Source organism: Enterococcus sp. HMSC078F03, from assembly GCF_001811595.1.
GTDB classification, from domain to species: Bacteria; Bacillota; Bacilli; order Lactobacillales; family Enterococcaceae; genus Enterococcus; species Enterococcus faecalis.
Genome location: NZ_KV805579.1, coordinates 26,976 through 45,922, shown reverse-complemented (window position 1 = coordinate 45,922; position 18,947 = coordinate 26,976). Strand labels below are relative to the sequence as shown.

General features: G+C 36.8%; 21 protein-coding genes. 4 read left to right on the top strand and 17 right to left on the bottom strand.

What is annotated here, in order from left to right; genetic code table 11:
- Positions 1-223: 223 nt before the first annotated feature.
- The 7 genes from HMPREF2810_RS10610 to pepA all read right to left on the bottom strand — a co-directional run bounded on the left by HMPREF2810_RS10610 (position 224) and on the right by pepA (position 6,413).
- Positions 224-829 (bottom strand): ABC transporter ATP-binding protein, encoded by a 606-nt coding sequence (locus tag HMPREF2810_RS10610; protein WP_002383287.1) that lies wholly within the window; start codon positions 827-829, stop codon positions 224-226.
- Positions 826-2,841, bottom strand: a complete 2,016-nt coding sequence (locus HMPREF2810_RS10605) for a hypothetical protein (RefSeq protein WP_002383286.1) — start codon at positions 2,839-2,841, stop codon at positions 826-828. Before HMPREF2810_RS10605 ends, HMPREF2810_RS10610 begins: the two co-directional genes overlap by 4 nt.
- A gap of 87 nt (positions 2,842-2,928) precedes the next feature.
- Positions 2,929-3,255: a hypothetical protein gene (locus HMPREF2810_RS10600; protein ID WP_010715459.1), complete on the bottom strand. Its 327-nt coding sequence runs from the start codon at positions 3,253-3,255 to the stop codon at positions 2,929-2,931.
- 321 nt (positions 3,256-3,576) lie between these two features.
- The gene (ytpR, locus tag HMPREF2810_RS10595; RefSeq protein ID WP_002361057.1) at positions 3,577-4,197 is read right to left on the bottom strand and encodes a YtpR family tRNA-binding protein; all 621 of its coding nucleotides are present in this window, start codon (positions 4,195-4,197) and stop codon (positions 3,577-3,579) included.
- 210 nt (positions 4,198-4,407) lie between these two features.
- Positions 4,408-4,863, bottom strand: a complete 456-nt coding sequence (locus HMPREF2810_RS10590) for a universal stress protein (protein ID WP_002383283.1) — start codon at positions 4,861-4,863, stop codon at positions 4,408-4,410.
- A 147-nt stretch (positions 4,864-5,010) separates the two neighbouring features.
- The gene (locus HMPREF2810_RS10585) at positions 5,011-5,325 is read right to left on the bottom strand and encodes a thioredoxin family protein (protein WP_002355015.1); all 315 of its coding nucleotides are present in this window, start codon (positions 5,323-5,325) and stop codon (positions 5,011-5,013) included.
- Positions 5,326-5,336: 11 nt separating this feature from the next.
- Entirely contained in the window at positions 5,337-6,413 is a 1,077-nt protein-coding gene (gene pepA, locus HMPREF2810_RS10580) for a glutamyl aminopeptidase (RefSeq protein ID WP_002355013.1), read from the bottom strand.
- 306 nt (positions 6,414-6,719) lie between these two features.
- On the opposite strand from pepA, the gene HMPREF2810_RS10575 reads away from it, so the two are divergent.
- On the top strand, positions 6,720-7,061 hold the full coding sequence (locus HMPREF2810_RS10575) for a PepSY domain-containing protein (protein ID WP_002355012.1): 342 nt from the start codon (positions 6,720-6,722) through the stop codon (positions 7,059-7,061).
- Between the two features lie 318 nt (positions 7,062-7,379).
- On the top strand, positions 7,380-9,035 hold the full coding sequence (locus HMPREF2810_RS10565) for a peptide ABC transporter substrate-binding protein (protein ID WP_002355011.1): 1,656 nt from the start codon (positions 7,380-7,382) through the stop codon (positions 9,033-9,035).
- A 37-nt stretch (positions 9,036-9,072) separates the two neighbouring features.
- Here HMPREF2810_RS10565 and HMPREF2810_RS10560 read toward each other — a convergent pair whose 3' ends face one another.
- Both HMPREF2810_RS10560 and HMPREF2810_RS10555 read right to left on the bottom strand, forming a co-directional pair.
- Positions 9,073-9,624: a DNA-3-methyladenine glycosylase I gene (locus tag HMPREF2810_RS10560; protein WP_002383281.1), complete on the bottom strand. Its 552-nt coding sequence runs from the start codon at positions 9,622-9,624 to the stop codon at positions 9,073-9,075.
- A gap of 76 nt (positions 9,625-9,700) precedes the next feature.
- Positions 9,701-10,477, bottom strand: coding sequence for a peptidase C39 family protein (locus HMPREF2810_RS10555; RefSeq protein WP_002383280.1), 777 nt, complete (start codon positions 10,475-10,477; stop codon positions 9,701-9,703).
- Between the two features lie 216 nt (positions 10,478-10,693).
- Between HMPREF2810_RS10555 and HMPREF2810_RS10550 the strand changes: the two genes are divergently transcribed.
- On the top strand, positions 10,694-11,056 hold the full coding sequence (locus HMPREF2810_RS10550; protein ID WP_002354999.1) for a hypothetical protein: 363 nt from the start codon (positions 10,694-10,696) through the stop codon (positions 11,054-11,056).
- Positions 11,057-11,128: 72 nt separating this feature from the next.
- Here HMPREF2810_RS10550 and HMPREF2810_RS10545 read toward each other — a convergent pair whose 3' ends face one another.
- The 4 genes from HMPREF2810_RS10545 to HMPREF2810_RS10530 all read right to left on the bottom strand — a co-directional run bounded on the left by HMPREF2810_RS10545 (position 11,129) and on the right by HMPREF2810_RS10530 (position 14,613).
- Positions 11,129-12,265, bottom strand: coding sequence for a hypothetical protein (locus HMPREF2810_RS10545; protein WP_002383279.1), 1,137 nt, complete (start codon positions 12,263-12,265; stop codon positions 11,129-11,131).
- 93 nt (positions 12,266-12,358) lie between these two features.
- Positions 12,359-12,934 (bottom strand): energy-coupled thiamine transporter ThiT, encoded by a 576-nt coding sequence (gene thiT, locus HMPREF2810_RS10540; RefSeq protein ID WP_002354998.1) that lies wholly within the window; start codon positions 12,932-12,934, stop codon positions 12,359-12,361.
- 163 nt (positions 12,935-13,097) lie between these two features.
- The gene (locus HMPREF2810_RS10535) at positions 13,098-13,751 is read right to left on the bottom strand and encodes a PepSY domain-containing protein (RefSeq protein ID WP_002383278.1); all 654 of its coding nucleotides are present in this window, start codon (positions 13,749-13,751) and stop codon (positions 13,098-13,100) included.
- A 76-nt stretch (positions 13,752-13,827) separates the two neighbouring features.
- The gene (locus tag HMPREF2810_RS10530; protein WP_002354996.1) at positions 13,828-14,613 is read right to left on the bottom strand and encodes a hypothetical protein; all 786 of its coding nucleotides are present in this window, start codon (positions 14,611-14,613) and stop codon (positions 13,828-13,830) included.
- 233 nt (positions 14,614-14,846) lie between these two features.
- Here HMPREF2810_RS10530 and HMPREF2810_RS10525 point away from each other — a divergent pair, with 233 nt between their 5' ends.
- Positions 14,847-15,581: a class A sortase gene (locus HMPREF2810_RS10525; RefSeq protein WP_002354994.1), complete on the top strand. Its 735-nt coding sequence runs from the start codon at positions 14,847-14,849 to the stop codon at positions 15,579-15,581.
- Between the two features lie 47 nt (positions 15,582-15,628).
- Here HMPREF2810_RS10525 and HMPREF2810_RS10520 read toward each other — a convergent pair whose 3' ends face one another.
- The 4 genes from HMPREF2810_RS10520 to HMPREF2810_RS10505 all read right to left on the bottom strand — a co-directional run bounded on the left by HMPREF2810_RS10520 (position 15,629) and on the right by HMPREF2810_RS10505 (position 18,624).
- Positions 15,629-15,859, bottom strand: coding sequence for a hypothetical protein (locus HMPREF2810_RS10520; RefSeq protein ID WP_002383277.1), 231 nt, complete (start codon positions 15,857-15,859; stop codon positions 15,629-15,631).
- A gap of 88 nt (positions 15,860-15,947) precedes the next feature.
- On the bottom strand, positions 15,948-16,418 hold the full coding sequence (locus tag HMPREF2810_RS10515) for a low molecular weight protein-tyrosine-phosphatase (protein WP_010715461.1): 471 nt from the start codon (positions 16,416-16,418) through the stop codon (positions 15,948-15,950).
- Positions 16,419-16,458: 40 nt separating this feature from the next.
- The gene (locus tag HMPREF2810_RS10510) at positions 16,459-17,028 is read right to left on the bottom strand and encodes a TetR/AcrR family transcriptional regulator (RefSeq protein WP_002383275.1); all 570 of its coding nucleotides are present in this window, start codon (positions 17,026-17,028) and stop codon (positions 16,459-16,461) included.
- A gap of 177 nt (positions 17,029-17,205) precedes the next feature.
- Positions 17,206-18,624 carry a CHAP domain-containing protein gene (locus tag HMPREF2810_RS10505; protein ID WP_002383274.1) on the bottom strand — a complete coding sequence of 473 codons (1,419 nt, stop codon included), beginning with the start codon at positions 18,622-18,624 and terminating at the stop codon, positions 17,206-17,208.
- Positions 18,625-18,947: the final 323 nt, after the last annotated feature.

Below are 18,947 nucleotides of genomic sequence, written 5' to 3'. Positions count from 1 at the left end.
CAGAATATCCTGAAAGGGAATTTCTGTAGGTGCTTTTGTCTGTTTTTACTAAGGTCAACTTTTTCAATTCCTGATTAGGATAAAAGATATTCTTACTGACTTTCATCACCTAAAAATCAGCTATCTAAATTGTGACTCTTTTTCCATAACACTTCATTAACTCAGACAGATTATTTGCTAGTAAAACCACTGTCAATACCCCTATTATTGTGAATGCTTCTTTTTATAATTTACTAACATCAATAACATGGTCAACTTTTTCAAAAACTCGTGGATCATGCGTTGCAAAAATAACAATTGTATTTGGCGAAACTAATTCTAAAAGTAATTGAATAATCGACTGACCCGTTACTTCGTCCAACGCACCTGTAGGCTCATCTGCTAATATAATTTGTGCTTTTTTCAGTAAAACCCTTGCAATTGCAACTCTTTGAGCCTGTCCTCCTGAAAGTTCGTAAATTTTCATTTTTAAATAGCTTTCATCAAGTCCAACTTTCTTTAAAGCTTCAATTATACTTAACCGATTATCAATAATTTTTAAATTTTCATACACCGTTGCTTCATCCATTAAAGCATAGTTCTGAAAAACATAGCCCAAATATTGACCAAAATACTTAGATTCTTTCATTTTCCAAATATCTTTACCCTCGAAATAAATCTTACCCTCAGTAGGTTTTTCTAATCGTCCAATCGCATTTAATAGCGTTGTTTTCCCCGAACCTGAAGGTCCAACCAAAGCATAAGAATGATTTTTTTCCAATTGTATATTTAAATCTGTGTAAATCTGCTTTCCCCCATATCGCTTTTCTAAATGTTCTATTTTTATCATAAAATTTCAAAATCTCCTTTTATAATTTGGACTCGTTTCTTCTTAATTAAGTAAAACGCCCAAGATATCATGAGCGAAACTTCTGTCAAACATAAAAAGTTTAGGCTAGCAAAAATAAACCAATTTTTTGTATAAAAAAGAAGACTACTGCTTATACAAATAATCCCTACTACTAAGTAAAACAAACACTTGAAAATCTCAAAAATTGTATTGCCTCCTAGTAAATTTCTTATCACTATTTGTTTCCCACGACTTCTAACTTGTGTAACTACATACTGATAAATCACGAAAAATTGTGCAATAAGTAAAACACTAATAGCGATTAGTGTTCCTCTTAACTGACTCATTAGCGTTTCTTTTTTGATAAAAATTGCTTTTGCAGCATTTGTCATTCCACTAAATGACTGATTTAATCCAGAAGATTTCAACGCTAGCAAGACTTTTTCTTGTTTAAATAATCCATCAAAAACCACTTGCGGATACAAAGAATTTAAGACCTCATCTTCTGATGGAAATAATGAAAAATCTAGTTCTACAATAATTTTACCTTCTGCTTCTTGATGAGCAAGAACATCATTATTCTCATGGTAGTTAAATAGAAAAGTTTTTTGTTCGTTAGGAATACTATTAAAGTCACTGTCTTCTATATCTATTGTTGTATATTGGAACCATTCATAATAGATAATTTTTTTGATGTCTTCGATTTGTTCTTGATACTTTTCAGGAACATAGACTGTTATTCGCTTGCTTGCCTCTTTAGGCCATTGATTTTCAGGATATTCTTTTCGATTTTTCTGGACAACTGCTGGATTCACATAGTGTATTTGTTGTGCTATTTTCGTATCAATGCCTGTTTCCTTTAATTGATTGGTTAATTCGGGGATGTTCATTTCTTCAGCGGTTCCTAAATCTGAAGATTTTGAATATAACCATTCGTCAGAACTAAAAAATTGAACAAATTGTTTGTTTTCTTCACTTTCTTCGATAATGTCTTCCCATTTCACTTCACCTTTCACATTTTTTTGTTCTGTATTTTTTTCAAACCAGTCAATTTTCACAAAATCTGCTGCTGCTTGCCAATGATCCAACGTTTTTATTTGATTGCAAAGTGTTCGATTTACTTTCAGACTTTCATTAATTGTCAGGCCAAAAATAAACAGAGCCAGTAAAATACCGATTAACCAGACGACCTGAACAAATGTCTTATTTTCTTTATTTTTCAATATTTGAATAGGTTTAAACAACGCTACGTTTAAGAAAAAAAGACTATTAGAAATTAAACTTATCACAATCAAAAGGAGCATATTTACTACATTTAATAAAATAAATGTCTTAACAAAAACACTCGTGATATTTCCCAGGTAACTACAAAAGATCAAGATGATAGACAATGTTGATAAAATTAAGACCAATATATCGCTACTCATTTCCTTTATCATCTGTTTTCTTAACAGTCCCAAACTTCGCTGAATCATTGCTTTTTTCAAATAAAACATTTTGATAGCGAAAAGTAATAATGCGAAAATAAAAAAAACTGTCCATACAGAATATGAGCGTAAGTTTCCGAATAAAAAATCAAGAGGCGCCAACCACCAACCTATATCCCCTGCTTTGTATTTGAAGCCTTTTCCAGTTAACTTGCTTTGCATTGTTTTATTCAAAGGCTTACTACTATAATACATACCTGTCAGTTCTGTATCAGATAATAATTGTTTATCTTGTGTATAATTTCCATCTGAATTGGACAACCATCGAGGTGCATGACCAAAAACAAAGGTCGATTGATGATTATTTGTATAAATTGGTTTAAATAAAACTAAGTCTTGTTCTTTAGCAAATTTCTCTAATTCAGTAATAACGCTAGTCTTGTCCCTTTCTTGACTATAACTAGTAATATTCACTGCACTTTCTGCAGGATATTTAAGATCATTACCAAACTCTTTTATCTCGCTAAAAGAAAGCACTGCTAATAGTCCCGTTATAATCAACAAGACACTGATTCGCCATTTCATATATTACCTCCCTCAATAGACGAATTGAGCGAAACGTTATTCCACAAAGCCAACGTTCCACTCAATTTTTGTTCATTATATTATATCTTAAAAATTATACCAATCATAATATGAATTAGCGACTAGCCAATACCACTGTTTTTGCGCGCCTGCTCTAGCCCATCCATAATTCGATCTTGCTCTACTTTTCACATTTCCATATGCATCTGTAACAGAGGCATAACTTCCTAAGCGAACAGGAGCTTCTAAATAATAATAAGAATATGCGTAGTTTGACTTTGTAACCCCATACTCCCAAGTATCTTTGTAATGGGGATGTGGATAAGCAACTGCGGCTTCTACAGATTTCCCACCAAAAACTACACTACTAAAAAAACCGACACAAACAAGACCAACAAATAATACTTTTTTCATTTTTTCTTCCTCCATTTCATTATTTGAAAACGATTAGAATACGATTTCAAAATAATGGTATCAAATATAAAAAAAACTGTCAACTATTGATTTTATTTTTTAAAAAACATTTGAATTATTATATAAATAAAAAAAGAAATATTTTAACATTTGGAACATGTAGCTATTTTTAATATAAAATGTCCCTTTGTTAAACTAGCCGAATTTTTAATTCATTTGAATAATAATTATCTTTAAACATAACAAAAAGCATCGTCCTATTTATTTGGCTAAATAGGATGATGCTTTTTTATTGCACTAGTTTTCTATTGATCGTTTCTTTTATTCTCCTACCGCAAATGCAGAACCAACTTCTGCATCAAAAGGCAATTCTAAGATTCCTTTTTTAGCAGGTGCATTTGGTAAACGTAATTCTTTTGCTGAACAAATCATTCCAAAACTTTCTTCCCCACGTAAAACCCCTGGCCAAATCATTAAACCATCAGGCATCATTGCGCCTGGTTTGGCCACAACTACTTTTTGTCCTGCTTTGATGTTCGGTGCGCCACAAACAATTTGTAAGATTTCGCCGTTGTCTACTTCTGTTTGTGTGATAGATAGATGATCTGAATCTGGGTGTTTTTTACATGATTTGACAAAGCCAACCACAATTTTAGGGGTGTCGTCTTTTTCAAGGGTTTCTGAAAATCCCGCATCTTTAATCGCTGTATTGACTTTTTCGATTTGCTCGTCTGTTAAAGTTACTTGGCCGGTGCCATTAATGTCGCCTAGAAGCGCTGAAGCATTGAAAATATTCCAAGCTACCACTGTTTCTGGTGCCTCAACTAAACTTACACGTGCCACATCGCCGACACGTTTTACTTGGTTTTCCGCACCTTGATCGTCCGCAACGATGACAAGTAAAACATCGCCAACGTGTTCTTTATTATATGCAAAAATCATTTCTGTTCCTCCTCTGTCGTTTTCCTGTCTTATCTTATCAAAAATTGACCCATTGTGCATACTTTTTTGTCGAAAAACTAAAAGACTTGGAAAATATGTCGCTACGACTTATTCTCCAAGTCCTCAATTTTGAGTGACAAGCCGCTGATCCTTTGAAAAAACAAAAGAAACGTTAGGTCAACTCTCTATTCAATCAATAACTTTTTTTACTTATTTTTCTTCAGAGTGAACAATTAAGACATCGCAAGGGGCTTGACGAATAATGTAGCTACTGACGCTTCCCATGACCACACGTTCGACTGCGTTTAATCCTGATTGTCCCACCATAATTAAATCAACATTGTATTTTTCAGGTAATTCATGACTCATGACTTCTTTGGGCGAACCAAACATGGTAACTGTTTCAACATTATGAAAATCAACGCTTTCAGCATACTTTTTACAATCGGTCATTAATTCTTCCGCAGCAGCTGTTTCTTGATCAATTAATTGATCATTTAACGTCGAATACCCCATCATTGTATACACTTGATTTTCTAAAATATTTGCAACAATGACTCGGCTTCCGTTTCGACGAGCAACCTCAATTGCACGTTCATAAGCTAAATTAGCTTGATCACTACCGTCTACGCCGACAAGAATATTTTTATACATTTGTTCTTCCATTTTCGTCACCTTCCCGATGGAGGCTGATCTAAAAGGCTTCTTTGACTAAGAAATTAGAGTCAAAAATGAATTTAGGACCCTTGCGCAGAACGCCCTTTTGTCCAGCTGATTCTCTCTTAATTTAATGGTTCCTCTGGTTCATGAAAATTAGCCTAAGCTAGTTAAAAATGCACTGATTTCTTCTTTTGTTTTTCGGTCTTTGTTTACTAAGCGTCCTAATTCTTGACCGTTTTCAATTACGACAAAACTCGGAATACCAAAAATATTCCACTCGGCAGCCACGTCAATAAACTGATCACGGTCGACTTCGATAAATTGAAACGCTGGAAATGCTTCTTCAATTTCAGGCATGACTGGTTTAATGAAACGACAATCTCCGCACCAATCAGCCGTAAAGAAGAAAACATTTTTACCTTTTTCAACATAAGTTGCTAGTTCTTCTAATGAATTGGGATAAATCATTTAAACATCCTCTACTTTCCGTAAACAATTGTATTAACTGTTGATTTATCCAAGCCACGTAATGCTTGTAACAACATTTCCCGCGCTGCTTCATAATCCGCAATACTAAACATTGTTTGATGCGTATGGATGTAACGACCACAAACGCCGATGACTGTACTTGGTACACCATTATTAGTTGTGTGCGCAGCCCCAGCATCCGTTCCGCCTTTAGAAACAAAATATTGATACGGAATATTGTGTGTCGCTGCTGTATCTAATAAGTATTCACGTAAGCGAGGCAATGTGATCAAACCTGGGTCGAAAATCCGTAATAACGTTCCTTCACCTAAATGACCATATGTCCCTTTTTTCGTGTGAATATCATCTGCCGCTGAACAATCCACCGCAAAGAAGATATCTGGATTAAATTTATGAACAGATGGTTTAGAACCACGTAAACCGACTTCTTCTTGTACGTTTGCTCCAGCAATTAATGTGTGGCCTAATTCTTCATTTTGTAACGTTTCCAATGCATCTAATACCAACGTACAACCATAGCGGTTATCCCATGATTTACTGATAATATTTTTGCCATTGGCTGTTTTAATCGTTTCTGTTTGTGGAACAATGGAATCCCCTGGACGAACGCCAAAGCTTTCAGCTTCTTCTTTTGAAGAGAATCCTGCATCAAATAACACATCAGAGACTTCTAATTGTTTTTGACCACTCGTACCACGCAACAAGTGTGGCGGAATAGATGAAGAAATACATGGATAGTTCCCTTTACTTGTTTTTAACGTAAAACGTTGTGCTGAAACAACATAGGGATTCCAGCCGCCTAAAGGAACCACTTGGAATAAACCATTATCGTTAATTTGAGTTAACATGAAGCCAACTTCGTCCATGTGGGCTGCTACCATTACGCGTGGCGCTGCTTCCACTTTTGAACGTTTAATCCCAAAAATACCACCTAAACCATCATATTGAACATCGTCCACTAACGGGGTGATATGTTCTTTCATGTACGCGCGAATGTCGTCTTCAAATCCGCTGGTTCCTTGTAATTCAGTTAATTCCTTGATTCGTTGAAATGTTTTTTCTTCCATAGATGTATGTCCTATTGCTTTTGATTTGTTGGAAATTACGCCAACCAAGCGTCACTTTTTCTCTAAAAAGTCACTTTATCCTGTCGATAAAAATAGGTACTCCTTTCATATGATTTCACTCTTATTATAACGCAAATACTAGAAAATGCACATCGCTTTCTCTTTTTAAACGTGACAATGAGAATGCCCTAAAAGAATGATTGAAAAACTTTTTTTATTTCTCAGCGGCCCCTTCTCTATGGTAAAATAAGAGTGATACTGACAAAAGTAATAGTAAGCAGAAACCGACCAAGGGAGGTCATACAAATGAACGAAGAAAATGAGTTGACATACTTTAAAGGCGGCTTAGCGCTAGGCGTTGGTCTTGGTTTAGTAGGCGGCATTGCCTCAACCTTGTTCTACCATAAGAAAAAAACAATCTCCGCTGATCTCGTCTTAGAAAATGTAAAAGCTGCTTTTTTAAAAGAAGGACCGATTGAAGGTTCGTGGATTGAGTTTGAGAAAAAGCCCTTGCGGAAATTCGCCATCCACTCCAAAACGTATACTGGAGGAATTTGCCGCATTGAAGACGACGGCATTGTTCAATACGAATTCACTGCAGATGCCTACACAGGAACTGTCATTGACATCCAACGATTAAAAGATTAAAAAGATTGTTACAAAAGCACTTATTTGCTTTTGTAACAATCTTTTTTTCTTCTCATTTGTTTTTTGTAAAAGGGATGTTTATTTTATGTCAAAAAAATCAAATCAATGATGAATAAATACTCAAAAATCGAATGTTTTCTGCATGGAAATCACCTTAAATCTCTACTTATCAACGTTTGTCCACTTTTTTCATAAAAAAGATTAGACATTTTTTAAAAATTGATAAAAGAATAATCATTTCTAACGATTCTTTAATTTCTCCTTTTCATTTTTACATTATACTGAGAGTATTGCTAAAAATGAAAAGAAGCGTGTCAAATGAAGAAATCTGTTTTATTTACTTCATTACTTGTATTATCAAGCTTAGCTTTAGCGGCCTGCGGCGGTGGCAGTGACGATAAAGGAGCAAGCAACGGCGGCAGCGACAACCAAGTATACACAATGGTTGAATCCCAAGAAATGCCTAGTGCCGATCCGTCCCTTGCGACAGATGAAGTGAGTTTTACCACTTTAAATAATGTCTACGAAGGAATCTATCGTTTAGATAAAGACAATAAACCCGCGCCTGCTGGTGCAGCCGAAAAAGCAACTGTTTCAGAAGACGGTTTAGTTTACAAAGTTAAATTACGTGAAGAATCAAAATGGTCTGATGGCAAACCAGTTACTGCTGCAGATTACGTTTATGGTTGGCAACGAACAGTGGACCCTGCCACTGCTTCAGAATATGCCTACATGTTTGAACCAGTAAAAAATGCTGAAAAAATTTCTAAAGGGGAACTACCTAAAGAAGAATTGGGCATTAAAGCAATCAATGATCATGAATTGGAAATCACTTTAGAAACAGCAACACCATATTTTGACGATTTATTGGCTTTCCCTTCTTTCTTGCCGCAACGTCAAGATATCGTTGAACGTTTTGGTAAAGATTATACAAAGAGTAGCGATAAAGCAGTCTACAATGGTCCATTTACACTAACTGAGTTTGATGGTCCCGGAACAGATACTAAATGGTCTCTAACTAAAAATGAAGAATATTGGGACAAAGAGACTGTCAAGTTAGATAAAGTCGCTATCAACGTGGTAAAAGAAGCCCCAACTGCCTTAAATCTTTATGAAACTGGTGAGGTGGATGATACGTATTTATCTGGCGAACTGGCCCAACAAATGCAAAACTCGCCTGACTTGGTCCAATTAAAAGCCGCTTCTTCTTTCTATTTAGAAATGAATCAAGCAGATGAAAAATCACCATTGACCAACGCAAACTTACGTCGTGCTATGTCTTATGCCATCGATCGCGATTCATTAGCTAAAAACATTTTAGCCAATGGCTCTCTTCCTTCACAAGGCTTCGTTCCTGTGGATGTCGCGAAATCACCAAAAACGGGTGAAGACTTTGTTAAAGAAGCTGGTAGCGACAAATTAGTCAAATACGACAAGAAAAAAGCTGTGGAATACTGGAACAAAGCGAAACAAGAACTTGGTGTTTCCAACTTAACGGTTGATTTAATGGTAGACGACTCTGAAGGCGCTAAAAAAATGGGCGAATATCTTCAAGGATCACTGTCTGATACTTTGGAAGGCTTAAAAGTAACTGTGACGCCTGTCCCTATGGCTGTTCGCTTAGATCGTACCTTAAAAGGGGATTTCCAAATCGCTGTTCGTGGTTGGAGTGCCGACTATTCAGACCCAATTAACTTCTTAGATTTATTAGAAAGCTCAACTTCTAATAACCGTGGACGTTACAGCAATCCTGAATACGATAAATTCATTGCTGCGTCCAAAACCACAGATGTTAACGACCCTGAAAAACGCTGGGAAGATCTAATCAACGCTGAAAAAACAGTAATTGCTGATATGGGCGTTGTGCCAATTTACCAAAAAGCAGAATCACACTTACGTGCACCAAACGTGAAAGAAATTATTTATCATCCAACCGGTGCTAAATACGACTTCAAGTGGGCGTATAAAGAATAAAGTAAAGGTCTCCTTCAATTTTGGAAGGAGACCTTTATTATTTATACTGACACGTTTCTAAATGATCATTCACCAATCCCGCCGCCTGTAAAAAGGAATAGACTGTCGTGGCACCTAAAAATTTAAATCCTCGTTTTTTTAACGCTCGACTAATCTGTTGCGATAATTCCGTGGAGGCTGGAACCTCTTCTGGGTGCTGCCAGTGATTAACGATTGGTTGCTGATCGACAAAGTTCCAGAGGTAGCGATCAAAGGAGCCAAATTCTGCCTGAATTTCTTGAAAAACTTGCGCATTCGTAATGGTCGCTTGAATTTTTAAACGATGACGAATCACACCAGGATTTGCTAGTAAAGCTAAAATTTTTTTCTCATCATATCGCGCAATTTTCCGATAATCAAACGCATCATAAGCTGCCCTGAGCGTTTCTCGTTTATTCAAAATAATCGCCCAGCTTAAGCCCGCTTGCATACTTTCCAAGGTCAATAACTCAAATAACTGTTGCTCTTCATGAACTGGACGTCCCCATTCATCATCATGATAGGCTTGCATCTCTTCAGTTGTATTCGTTGCCCAAGTACATCGCTCCATTGTCCTGCCTCCTTTTATTTGCTAAAAAAGATGCGAACAAAGGGTACTGCCTTTTGTTCCACACCTTTTCTTATTCCTAATAAAATGCCCAGAAGTTTAACGCTTCATTCATCACTTCTTCGGCTGTAAATGTCCGTTTTGAATGGCCCTTTTCTTCTGAATCGTTTGGATCATTAATCCAGAAATCGCCTTTTTCATCCACACCACTCATCACCATAATGTGACCAGTTGTAGTGAAATAGCCTGGTTTTACAGAAATAATGACTGGATGACCTTCCTTCAAGAAAGCTGCCACTGTTTCAATATTCCCAATTTCTTGACAGTTATAGCCTTTCATTTCAGCATATGCACTAAAAATAGACCACGCCGTCCCTTGTCCTTCCATAAAGAAGTCATTTTTTGCCCAAGCTAACACATCTAGAGGAGTGACCTCTTGGTGATCCATGTATGAACCAACCATTGCAAGCGACACAATCGCACAGCCATTAATTTCGATTGTATTCGGCTTATCTACATTGCCAAATCCGTACGCGGTGTCTTTCCATTTAGCATCTGTCTGCAATTCTAACGGCAAATCCAGATGTCCATCATATTGCTTCTTTTCAATTTCTTGATTGACCTGTTGTCCATAGCTTAAAGGTTTGACTTTTTTCTCAATTTTAACTGGTGCTGGTTCTTTTGTTTTACTTGATTCAGCACTAGCTTTAACATATGAATCATCAAACCAACTTGAAAACCCACCTGATTTCATCGGCGAAAACTGCGCTAACAATCCGCCAAATCCAAACGATACCAACAACACCGTGAGAACTTTTTTTTGGTAACCTGATGGTTTTTTTGACATACTATTCATCCTTTTCTATCTATTGACTACATCCGATAATCTTATGTATTTCTTATATGCTCACACATTATACTACTTTCTTTTTCGAAAAACAGAAACGTTGGTAAATTCTCATAATTATTGAAGGCGAACATATTTTCTTGAATTTTATCACAAAATTAGGTAAAATACAGGTAATTAGTCATTTGAGTTTTATTCTATTTTATTCGTAAAGGAGGCAGAAGAATGGATCAACATAAAGCTACCATCAAGAGCATTTCTAAACTGATTACGCTCTCTTCCCAACATTTCTTTTCGGCATTTTTAGAAGATTCTCAAGATCAAAAGAATAAAGAAAAGGAACGCAGTGCGCTTTTACAAGAGCTCCAAGTCGCTGCCGCCCAAAAATCCTTAGTGGTCTTACAATTGAAAGAAGTCCCTACAGCGCATAAATTCGAAACGGTGATCGGCTGGATTGTCTCAAAAAATATTTCGGACAATATCGTCGTTCGTTTACAAACGGATGAACAACAGTTACGCATGATTCCTGTTGCTTCTGTCATGAAAGTCAGCACGTTAGCCAATCGTCACCAACGTCAAATTCACTAGAATATTGAAGTCTTTATAAAATAAATGGAAACCACCAACCCTGGCGATTGCAGGTTGGTGGTTTCTTTTATTTTAGGGATGCGCCAAAGCGACCTCAATTAAACGATTTTCTGTTTGTAAAAGATCAAACAGTGTGCCAATTCTTTCTAATTGTTCCAAGTCTATTTGATAAAGTTTCACTCTTGGTTTGGTTAGCCAGGAGCCTTGTGTAAACTTCATTCGTTCCTTGATTAACACGCCTTGCTCATAGAGCGTTTTTATCTCTAATTCAGAAACTTGGTCTGTCAAAGAGGCCACGCGACCATGGTGAGCTAATTCTGGTAAAAAAGTAGTGCCTTCTTTTTGAGGGAACGCCTTTAATAATTGTTGATTAATCTCCCAAGCTTCTTTCAGGAATTTAGCTTTTTTTGATAACTCATCGTAGTAAAACAAATCAATTTTAACGAGATCGTACCATTCCTCTTCCTCTAATTCCTTAGTTTGTTGCTCCTCGAAGTGTGCCCAACTACTTGCGAACAACCCTTTTTCTAATCTTAATAGCTCTTGTTCTGCTTTTTCTTTCGCTACTTTCATGCGCGCTTTAGCTGCTTTTTCTTGTCGTAAGCTTTCTTGTAGAAATCGAATTTGCTGCTCTTCTTTTGTTTTTATTTCAGATTGGCTGCCCACTTGTTGGGGTAAACTTGCCTGTTGATAATATGTACCCGTTACGGATGCTTGTTCTATTTGTCGTTCGTTATTTAGCCACTCGTTAACAATTTCTACCAATGATTGCGTGGTTGGATAATTCATTTGTTGTAAGCTTGCTTCGAGGTTGCAAGGTTGTGCCGCATTGGAACAGATTGGTATAAATTCACAAAAATAACAATTTTCTGTATCGCTTGTTTCGGCTTGTCCCTTTGTCCAGATAAAGAGAGGAAACAGGTGTTGCAACTTTTCTAGCAAAATCTTCGGGTCTAAGGTCAGTCCTAAACAACGGATGCTTAAATAACTTTTGCTAGCTGATTGCTGTAACAGCTTTTCTGGCATTATTGTTCTTTCGTCCTGTCTAGCAAATGACTGTTTTTGTTGCCATTGCTCAACTAGCTCCTGTTCACTTAACGGACCGAAAATGGTTACTCTTTTTGCCACATGTGGCAAAGCCTTCGGATAAAAAGAGACTTCTAACAATTCACTCAGTGAAACCACCGCCTTTTTTCTTTTTTTATTCATATTATACAGTACTCGACAATGAAATAGCTAGTTGCTTTAAAAAGAAAAAGTCCTAAGTCAGAAGTAAAGGAAACTTCTGACTTAGGACTCAACTTATTTCTTAGGAACAAATAATTGCGGTGCTACTTTTGCCAATAAGCCTAGAACTAGACTTACATACAAACAATTGACGACGGTACTCGTACCGTTTAGTACAAAAGAATAGAGGTATGGGCTCATTCCTTCTGGTGCATACATGCCCCAAACCAATACACCCGCCCAAAAATGCCAAAACCAGCGGGCGAAGACTGCGACAACACTTCCTAAAATAATCGTACGAATGGCTGATTTTAAGCGATTCGCTTGAAAATAGAGTTGAATTTTTCTAGCGAATACGCCACCCATTCCTCCAAACGCAAAAGCAAAGGGATATTCAAAAATAATCTGTGGAACGGACAAGAAATTTTTCATGGCTGTACCGAGAATAATATTTAACATGCCCCAAACAAAGCCTGCTGCAACTCCGGGAAGCAACCCACGACGAAACGAATAAAGAACTAATGGGACCATTCCCAACGATAGGTCCAAGCCACTATTGGCAAATTCAATCGGTAAAAAAGAGAGGGCCATTGCCATTGCTGCGACGACTGTTCCTTCTACCCAAATACGTAAATCCATTTTTCTAGCCAAACAAATTTCCTCCTATGTTCTGACGCTCTCAACCACTAATACATCGTTATTTTACCATAGGGACTTTAGAAAAACACGTTTGTCGAACAAGCAAAAAAATAGCTGGACCAACGTTTAAGGGAATCAACTCCTACTCAAACGCATGCCAGCTACTGTTTATCCATTAATCATCCCGCTCAGTTGTCAAAATTTTACCAGAATGAGCATCGATTTTTACCTCTATTTTTTGTTGGCCCTCTTTCACTTTCACTTCCCAATAGGTGATTCCTAATTCTTTCTCTAACTTCCAATCTGTTGCCTGGCCGACTTTCGCTGCTTTTTCAGCCAAGGTTGTAGCTTGTTCTCTGGAAATGATCTTTGTTAAATCAAGTGCCTCTTCTTGCATTTTAACGCCATTTTGTTCATCGGCATCCAAAGTTTCGACTTTTTCTTTTGTGAATTCGCCTGTCTCTGCGTTCACTTCAACTTGATATTCTTTTTGCTGATCCACGCCTTCTATTTCATAAAAATAACGGCCAAAATCTGTATCTAACTGCAGACTTGTTATTTTAGCTTCTGGATATTTTTTCTCAAATGCTGTCGTTACTTTTTCTAAAGAGACAGCTACCGCACTTGTCTTCTCTGATGTCGTCGTTGCTTCTTGTTGTACGGATGAACTTGTTTCACTAGTTGATATTGCTGTTTCTTTTTGTTCATTTGTTGGTGAAACAGCAGTAGGCGTTTTGGGTGTACAGCCAGCTACCAAAAAGAGGGCCAAGCCAGTCAGAGCGCCATAGAGTATTTTTTTCATTAAACAACCTTCTTTCCTTTTTATCATTTTATTATACTTGATTTCTCATTCAAATCATAGCTACAAAAAGAGCCCTACTTTAGTTGATAAAGTTAGAGCTCTCTCAGCCTTCATGGGCCAACATAAAAATTTCACCGAAATCATTTTCTTGTTCAATGTGCCAAATGCGTTTTTCACTATTATAGACAAGCGTTGCCAAAATTTCTTCTTTTTGGTAAGAGGTATTTTTCATCTTGCTAAGTGAATCTTCCACCAAGTAAATAGGAATCCGATATTCTTCTTTATCCACTTCCGTTTGTTGGAAGCAAAAAATAACACCTTCTTGCAAGATACCTTTCATATTTTTAAGTAATTCAGGACTTAATTTTTCGACAGGCGTATTTCGTTTAAAGAAGGCCTTTTTCTGGTTCACTTTCTCTAAAACAACACGTGTAATTTTATCAGCAAAGATTCGATAAAATTCATCAATATAACGATAATAGACACGCGTCATCTGATCTGCAAATTCAAAAAAGACAAAATCATTTTGTAGCTTATAAAAGAAAGGCGAATGCAAACTATTCTTCATGTGTCCAAAATAAAGAAGTTCCGAAATTTCTAATGGCGTTAGCTCTTTTAGCATCGTCACATCGGAAAAGTCAATCCATTTAATCTCTTCAGTCATCCAACGACGTTGTAGCGATTGAAAATAGCGATTGACGCTTTCTTCTCCGCGAATAATTTTCAAGCCTGAATGCATATCGTATTCGCCAGCTTCGGCAGAAGGATCTAATAATAGTAAGTTCTGTGGATGATGCACAATTGAACGAACAAAATCGGAATGGGTAATTCCTTTAGATAAAACCGCGTTGCTGGTTACATCTATATGTACATAAATTAAATCAAGCAAATTCCCATCTCCCCTCTACTAGCCTCCTTACCATTTTACAATATTTTCAAAAGAAAAGCTTGTTTCTTTTACTTTAAAATTCCATTACAAAATGAGGATTTTTTTGAAAAATCAATCGATTCAGTTGTTTTTTATTAAATCAAGGTCCGGTCTGCTTACCTATTCCCCGAAGAAAATAAATAGGTTTTTCAAATAAATTGTGGTAAACTTGATACATTAAAAGGAGGGAGAATATGCGCCCAAAAGAGAAAAAAAGAGGAAAAAATTGGTTAATCAACAGCTTATTAGTTTTACTATTTATCATTGGCTTGGCCTTAATTTTTAACAATCAGATACGCAGTTGGGTGGTTCAACAAAATAGCCGCTCGTACGCCGTTAGCAAGCTGAAACCAGCTGATGTGAAGAAAAATATGGCTCGTGAAACAACGTTTGACTTTGATTCAGTTGAGTCCTTGAGCACAGAAGCGGTGATGAAAGCCCAATTTGAAAACAAAAACTTACCTGTGATTGGTGCCATTGCGATACCAAGTGTCGAAATTAATTTGCCTATTTTTAAAGGATTGTCAAATGTCGCTTTATTAACTGGTGCGGGAACCATGAAAGAAGATCAAGTCATGGGGAAAAACAATTATGCCTTGGCTAGTCATCGAACGGAAGATGGCGTTTCCTTATTTTCACCTTTAGAAAGAACCAAAAAAGACGAACTCATTTATATCACTGATTTATCTACTGTTTATACATACAAAATAACTTCTGTAGAAAAAATCGAACCAACCCGTGTTGAGTTAATTGATGACGTTCCTGGTCAAAATATGATTACCTTAATTACCTGTGGCGATTTACAAGCAACGACGCGAATTGCTGTTCAAGGAACATTGGCAGCAACGACGCCTATTAAAGACGCCAACGACGATATGTTGAAGGCTTTCCAATTGGAGCAAAAAACTTTAGCCGATTGGGTGGCTTAATAAAAAAATCCTTGAAAAGTTTTGACACTTTTCAAGGATTTTTTGCTTTATTTCATCGCTTGACGTTCTTGCTGTTTCAAACGAGCAAAACCATAACGAATACCTGCAAATAATAAAACTAACGGAGATAAGAAAACAGAGATCATTAACCATTCACTTGTATACATACTACTAAAAGATAAATGATACGTGACAGCATACACTAGCGGCAGACTCATTATCAACAATAAATAATACAAACTTAATTCAAAAACATAGGATAAATAACTACTGTTCATCTTACTTCCCTCCTGTCTCTTTTTCCCTGAACAATTTGTTAACACTATTGTACCAAGGGGAAACAGAAAGTACTATCGGACTATAGTCCTAATCTTTCAGCTGTGCTTTTATTTTTTTTAACCATTCTGAGGTACCTGCTTCCACTAAGCGGTAAGTTTCCTCAAAATCTCCAGTATAATAAGGATCAGGTACGTCCATGGTTTCTTTACCAGCCACAACTTCCATAAATAAATGAATCCGCCGTTGCTCTTCTTGAGGAGCTAATGCTTTTAAATCTGCCACATTATTCGCATCCATCCCAATGATATAGTCATATTTTTTAAAATCACTTGGCTGGATTTGTGTTGCCTGCATTCCTTGATAGGAAATTCCTTGTTGCTCCAAAATTTTTCTGGTTCCCTTATGTGGCTGACTGCCAACTTCCCAGTGGCTAGTAGCTGCTGAAAACACTTGAATAGCCGATTCTAAACCAGCTTGTTGGACTTTCTGACGAAAAATCGCTTCTGCCATTGGCGAGCGACAAATATTGCCTAAACAAACAAATAACACAGTTACCACAACGTTTCACTCCTTCATAAAACTTTTTATCCTTCACACATTACTCATTGGCTTCTTGTTCATACAAATGATAAGCCATAAATTCTGTATCTTTCGCTAAACGGAATAATTGCGTCGCCATTTCCAAAGGAGTCTGAGAATATTCCTCAAGAATCCATTTCGTTAAGACGCCACTACATCCATAGGAAAAGAAATTCGCATAAAATTGTTTGTCTTTATCTGTTAAATGATTCTCAACATCGACTTGTTCAAATAATGATATAAATAAGCGATTGGTCGAAGCGGAAAAAACATTAAGAAGAACTTCTGAATCTGAGGTCACCGTTGTATAGTAGAAATGGCTCTTCTCTTTAATCGCTTTTAATAACTTCAGGGCTTGTTCCTCCCAGTTTTCCAAACAAATATCTGTTTCTAAGTAAATCAATGCATCGTGACGATAAATCCAACGTAATAAATCATATTTATCTGTAAAGTGATAATAAAATGTTTGGCGATTCAAGCCCACTTTTTTGGTAATATCTTGGACACTTATTTTACGAAAATCCTTTTGTTCACATAATTCTATTAAAGCTGAAGCGATTGCTTGTTTTGTATCGTGCGTTCCGCTCATGCTGATTCCTCCGCTCCTAATATGTATATACCTCTATAATTGCAAAAAAACGGCCAGATTACAATATTTTCAGATACATTTTATGCATATATTTAAAATTAAATGAATAAAAAAAGCGGCAACTAACGATTTTTGTTAGTTACCACTCCTTGTTATCAATTATTAATAGATGACTATTTAGCCTGGAAAACGCCATACAACAGCGCGGAATCCTGCTGGTGGTGCTGGTGACCAGTTAGAGTTAGAAGAAACATAACCAGAACCTCCTGGGTTGTTCGCTTCAACGATTTGAACACTTCCACCACTTACACCTGTAACTAAGACAGTATGCACGCCACCAATCCAGCTATCTGGACTATAGGCACTTTCATATTGAACAACATCGCCTGGTTGCACGTTACTCCAGCTAACTTGTGTTGCGCCAGAAGCAACATAGCCACTGTTTGGACCACCATAACCGAAGTTAATACCGCCTGCCGCTAACCAGCGACGAACGGATACTAAACATTCGCCTGGCTGATTCCAACCTGTTGCATAAGAATTACCAACATCTGCTAAAGCTGCATTGATTGCGGCTTGTTTTCCTGAAGTCACGCCACCATTCCCTGGTTTTGCTTCATTACCTTTTTCAGGAGTCGTTGGGTTAGTTACAGGAACTTCTTTTTCTTTTTCAGGTGCTGCTGCAGGTGTTGTTACAACACTTTCTGTTTCAGTACTTGAAGTTGTTGTTTCTTGCGTTGTGGTACTTTCAGTAGTTGTTGATGATTCTACTACTGGTGTTGCGGCTTTTTCTTCAGCGGCGGATGCTGCTGCCTCATTGGCTGCTTTTGTTGCTTTCGCTTGCTCTGCTGCCGCTTTTTGTGCTGCGGCTTGTGCTTGCGCTGCCGCTTGTTCTTCTGCTTTTTTAGCAGCTGCACGTTGGCGTGCTTGTTCTTCTGCTAAACGTTTTTCCGCTTCTTTTTTCTGTTTAATGAAGCCGTCTTTTTTCCCTTGTTCTTCAGAACGTTGTGCTTCTAAATCATTTTTAGCCACTTCTTGTTGGATCTTCAATGTTTTTAATGATTCTGTTTTGTCATTTAATTCTTTTGTTGCTGCTTCTAATTCAGCAATTTGTTTTTCAACATTCTTTGTTTTCTTTTCAACAGTCGCTTTGTCTTCTTTTTGTTGTTCTAGTAATTCATTGTTGGCGCTCATCATTGTTGAGACCGCTTGAACGCGACCAATTGCATCTGCTACTGAATCTGCATCTAAGACAGCATCAATAATTGAATCACTTTGACCATTCACTTGGACATCGCGTGCTTGTTTTGTCATTTGTACTTCACGTTTTTGAATACGGACATTCAAATCAGAAATTTCACTATATAATTTAGATACTTCTGATGATAGCTTGTTCTTTTTAGCTGTTAATGTATCGATTTGTTTGGCCGTTTCAACCATATCATTTTCAATCGCGGCAACTTTTGCTTCTGCATCTGACATTTGGCTTGTTAACGCATTAATTTTTTGATCTTGTTGTTGAATCTTTGTATCGTATTCATCTGCAAATGCTGCGGATGGCAACGCTACGCTTGTTAATGTAATGGAACATACCATTAGAGCCGATAATACACTTTTCTTCAATCTGTTGTCCTCCGAAAATCCTTTTTTGTTAAGCTTTTTTATTATTTATTAAAATTTGAATAAATTTCTCTTTTTCAACGATAGAGCAATTGTAGCATAGCTGTATGTCACTGAGATAATATGGATGTTACAGTAATATTTCAATTTTCTTCTTGTAAATGACAAAAAAAAGCTTCACTTTTTTCACAACTTTCTTCAAGGCTCCAGGGTAATCTTCTCATTGTTTTGTTATTTAAAGAAAATAAAAAAAGCGAAAAATGCTAACAAATGAGCATTTTTCGCAAACGAACAAAATT